The sequence below is a fragment of the Candidatus Coatesbacteria bacterium genome (genome assembly GCA_014728225.1).
Taxonomy (GTDB): domain Bacteria; phylum RBG-13-66-14; class RBG-13-66-14; order RBG-13-66-14; family RBG-13-66-14; genus WJLX01.
The window spans coordinates 1-4764 of the sequence record WJLX01000150.1; the positions used below are offsets into that span (position 1 = coordinate 1).

Sequence of the window (4764 nt, forward strand, 5' to 3'; positions counted from 1 at the left end):
CAAAAGGATCCGAAGCTTCGGTACCATGCTTGAGCCCCGTTACATTTTCCGCGCAGGATCACTTGACCAGTGAGCTGTTACGCACTCTTTAAAGGAATGGCTGCTTCTAAGCCAACCTCCTGGCTGTCTGGGTAATCCCACATCGTTTTCCACTTAGCATGGATTTAGGGACCTTAGCTGTCGGTCTGGGCTGTTTCCCTCTCGACTACGGAGCTTAGCCCCCGCAGTCTGACTCCCACGATACGAGTAACGGCATTTGGAGTTTATCTGAGTTTGGTAGACTGGTGGGTCCCCTAGCTCAATCAGTGCTCTACAACCGTTACTTATCACGCGAGGCTAGCCCTAAAGCTATTTCGGGGAGAACGAGCTATCTCCTGGTTCGATTGGCTTTTCACCGCTAGCCACAGGTCATCCCCAAGATCTTCATCTCTTGTGGGTTCGGTCCTCCACAACCTTTTACGGTCGTTTCAACCTGCCCATGGCTAGGTCACCAGGTTTCGCGTCTACCATCCGAAACTGTTCGCCCTGTTCAGACTCGCTTTCGCTCCGGCTCCGGCCTCTCAGCCTTAACCTTGCTCCGAACGGTAACTCGCCGGCTCATTCTACAAAAGGCACGCGGTCACGGCATAAAGCCGCTCCCACACCTTGTAGGCACACGGTTTCAGGTACTATTTCACTCCCCTCCCGGGGTTCTTTTCACCTTTCCCTCACGGTACTGGTTCACTATCGGTCGCTGGGTAGTATTTAGCCTTGGAAGATGGTCCTCCCAGATTCACACCGGATTTCTCGTGTCCGGCGCTACTTGGGAACACCCCTCGGAGTCCTGTCGGTTTTCGCCTACGAGGCTATCACCCTCTGTGGCGTCTCTTTCCAGAGAACTTCGGCTAACCTAGGGTTTTATAACTCCTAGCCGATCTACGGTTCGGCGTGGGATGTCCCACAACCCCGCTGACGCAACGGCCGTAACCTTATACACGTCAGCGGTTTGGGCTATGTCCCCTTTCGTTCGCCACTACTCAGGGAATCCCTGTTGGTTTCTGTTCCTCGGGTTACTAAGATGTTTCAGTTCTCCCGGTTGGCTTCCCCAAGCCTATGTGTTCAGCTTGGGGATGGTGCGGCATAACCCGCACCGGGTTGCCCCATTCGGAAATCCACGGATCAAAGCCCGCTTAACGACTACCCGTGGCGTTTCGCCGTCGGCTGCGTCCTTCATCGCCTCCCAGCGCCAAGGCATCCACCATGTGCCCTTAGTCGCTTGACCATCAAGCTGCATCGCCGAGGACTCGGGGTTGTACGGGAGTGGGTCGCCCAAAGCCGTCGACGGGTTGTCACGGCAGTCGATCGACTGCGCTAAAACCCGTTCGGCCCCGGCTTCACCCGGGCTCCAGATAATGCCCCGGTCCCGGTTGCATCCCTCGGTGTTTGCAACTGACCAAACCTGTCAAAGAACGGAGCGCTGCGGCTCATCTCGTACCGGTCGAAAAAGCAAGGCCCGATTTCTCGGGCGGGGGGCGAAGGGCGAGGCTTGACTGCCGCCTACCCGGTTACCTCCCGCTGGCTTTGAGTCCGCACAAAGGCTGTACTCATCGCGACCTCACTTGCAAATCTTTACTCAAGTGACCTTGAACGTTCTTCCGTTGAAGGCTCTCGCGAACCGGCGGGGGAATAGTAGCCTACTCGGGCCGGCATGTCAAGGGTCTTTTTCAACTTTTTCCATCCCCGATTCCATCCCCGACTCCCGCCGACGTTTCATCCGAGCACGACGCCCAGTCCGGCCGCCCAAGGTCCGCCCACCGCCGGGTCTGCGGCCAGACCCGGCCGTCGGAACTGGCACGGTTTTTGCTTCTCGGCAACCGTTACGACGGATGATAACGGTTCGCCTCCGCAAAAACCGTGCCAGTTCCGACGGCGGTGCCTCGTGAGCAGGATCTAGCGCTAGGCCCGCCTGGTCATCACGGGGTCTCGTTACTGGTCGGTCGACAGGCTGGGTGAAACCGAAGGGCCCGAGCGGTTCTTGTTCGGGGACCCCTTTACGGCGGGTCAGGCTCCTGGGAAAACCGCCCCCGGTATGGCTGGCACCCGACAAAACCAACCCCGTGTAAAACGGGCCCAGACATGTTTCCGGCCCTTTTGGGTGGTGGAGATGAGCGGATTCGAACCGCCGACCTGCTGCGTGCAAGGCAGCCGCTCTCCCAACTGAGCTACATCCCCACGGCGGCTCGCGGAGAGGTAGTATAAGCAGGGTCGGTCGGGTTAGTCAAGCTCAGCGCAGAACGGCCCGACGGCCGGTCTGCTCTTCGATCAGCTCCTCGAGCAGTTCGAGGAGTTCGACCAGGCGGGGGACCTCGGCGACGTCGCCGCTCCACAGTTCGACGGTGTCGCCGCCGCCGTAGGGTGGGAAGAAGGCGATCTTCAGCATCACTTCGTCGGGTACACCGGGGCGCTCGGCGAATTCCAGCTCGTCGAGGTTCAGCTCGTAGAGCCGCTCCCAGAGCATGGTGTTGGTCTCTTTGTCCAGGCGCAGGTCGTCCCAGTCGGTGATCTCCTCGCCGACGGTGTGGGTCAGTTCCAGGTCGCCGGTCTCGTAGAGCCGCAGCGACCAGGCGCCGTGGCCCCCGGGGTGGTGGGCGCCGCCGGAGTCGAACCAGAAGGCGGCGGGCTGGGCCGGTCCCAGGTCAGCGGCGGCGGGGGCTACGCATAGGAGCGTGCCGCTAATGAGCATGATGGTTTTCATCGCTACCTCTTGCGTTAGGGGTCCAGACGGATAATGTAGCAGCTCGGACGGGCAAAGGCCAGCCAAATCGTCGCACCGGCGGCCTGGGTTCGGGTCCTTTATTTCAGTGGCCGCCGGGGTTATAATCGGCCCGTCGAGCTGACAACAACCCACCTGGATCCCCACCCCGGAGGAAGGCCATGCTGCCCCCCTTCAAGAACGAACCCTACGTCAACTTCAACGAAGCCGGACCGCGGCGCAAGATGGAACAGGCGCTCGAGTTGGTCAAGAGCAAGCTCGGGCGGACCTATCCCGTCATCATCGACGGCGAGCACATCGAAACCGGCAAGACCTTCGATTCCGTCAATCCCGGTAATACCGAACAGGTCGTCGGCACCTTCCACAAGTGCACGGCCGAGCTGGCGGAGAAGGCCCTCGAGTCCGCCAACCGGGCCTTCGAGACCTGGCGCTTCGTCGGCGCCGAGGAGCGCTCCCGTTACCTGCTCAACGCCGCCCGCATCTGCCGCGAGCGCATCTACGAGCTATCGGCCTGGATGGTCGTCGAGGAGGGTAAGAACTGGATCGAGGCCTACGCCGACGTCGCCGAGGGCATCGACTTCCTCGAGTTCTACGCCCGCGAGGCCCGCCGCCTGGCCGGCACCCGACCCCAGACGCCCTTCGACAACTTCGAGAACGACTACCACTACATCCCCCTGGGCGCCGGGGTCTCGATCCCGCCCTGGAATTTCCCCTTCGCCATCATGGCCGGCATCACCGTGGCGCCGATCGTCTGCGGCAACACCGTCTGTCTCAAGCCCGCCACCCCGGCCCCGGCCATCGCCTGGCAGCTCGTCGAGATCTTCGAGCAGCTCCATCTGCCCAAGGGCGTGCTGAACTTCATCCCCGGTTCGGGCTCCGAGATCGGCGACCTGCTGGTCGACCACCCCCGGACGCGCTTCATCAACTTCACCGGCTCGATGGAAGTCGGCATGCGCATCTACGAGCGCGCCGCCAAGGTCCATCACGACAAGGGCCAGAAGTGGCTCAAGCGCACCGTTCTCGAGATGGGCGGCAAGGACTTCGTCGCCGCCGACGAGACCGCCGAGGTCGATAAGGTCGTCGAGGCCGTCACCGTCAGCGCCTTTGGCTTCCAGGGTCAGAAGTGCTCCGCCGGCAGCCGGGTAATCCTGCACCGGGACATCTACGACGAGGTCGTCGCCAAGCTGGAGAAGCGCGTGCCGCAGATCGTCACCCACGACGTCGCCGAGTGGATCGACGGTCCCGCCGTCAACAACCACGGTCCGGTCATCAACCGCGACTCCTACGACAAGATCCTGGCCTACATCGAGATCGGCAAGCAGGAGGGCCGGCTGCTCTGCGGCGGCGGATCCGCCGAGGTCGAGGGCCGCGAGGGCTTCTACATCCAGCCCACCGTCTTCGTCGACGTCCCCCCCGACGCCCGCGTCGCCCAGGAGGAGATTTTCGGCCCCGTCACCGCCGTCGTCAAAGCCGAGGACTTCGACCAGATAATCGAGATCGCCAACTCGACCATCTACGGGCTGACCGGCGCGTTGTTCTCGATGGACCGCCGCCGCCTGGAGCGCGGCCGCCGCGAGCTCCACGTCGGCAACCTCTACCTCAACCGCAAGTGTACCGGCGCCCTGGTCGACGTCGAGCCCTTCGGCGGCTTCAACATGAGCGGTACCGACTCCAAGGCCGGCGGCCGCGACTACCTGTTGCTGTTCATGCAGGGCAAGAGCATCAGCGAAGTGCTGTAGCGCGGTTACGCACACATTCCGATGTGGTAGCAACGGGACGGGCTTCGGCCCGTCCCGTTTTGTCATCTTGCCAACGCCGCGGTGTTGGCTTATTATTGTTGTGATTTGAGACAAGAGTCACCCGAGCAGCTTCCAAGCGTTTGGCTGGATTACCGATCAACACGGGGGAAGGGTTATGAAGCGGTTCGTACTCGTTTTACTCGCTCTGGCGGTCGCCGTTGGGGCTTCCTGGCAGCTCGAGACCGTCGAGGACCTCAGTTGGTCCTATTCCGG

General features: G+C 61.6%; 2 protein-coding genes, 1 tRNA gene and 1 rRNA gene. 1 reads left to right on the forward strand and 3 read right to left on the reverse strand.

Going from position 1 to position 4764, the window contains the following annotated elements; genetic code table 11:
• The 3 genes from GF399_10770 to GF399_10780 all read right to left on the reverse strand — a co-directional run.
• Positions 1–1263, reverse strand: a 23S ribosomal RNA gene (locus GF399_10770); the annotation flags it as partial.
• Between the two features lie 872 nt (positions 1264–2135).
• Positions 2136–2211: transfer RNA gene (locus tag GF399_10775), tRNA-Ala, on the reverse strand.
• A gap of 52 nt (positions 2212–2263) precedes the next feature.
• A complete protein-coding gene (locus GF399_10780; GenBank protein ID MBD3400798.1) occupies positions 2264–2734 on the reverse strand; it encodes a hypothetical protein in 471 nt (156 codons plus the stop codon).
• 179 nt (positions 2735–2913) lie between these two features.
• On the opposite strand from GF399_10780, the gene pruA reads away from it, so the two are divergent.
• On the forward strand, positions 2914–4491 hold the full coding sequence (gene pruA / locus GF399_10785; protein MBD3400799.1) for an L-glutamate gamma-semialdehyde dehydrogenase: 1578 nt from the start codon (positions 2914–2916) through the stop codon (positions 4489–4491).
• Positions 4492–4764 lie beyond the last annotated feature (273 nt).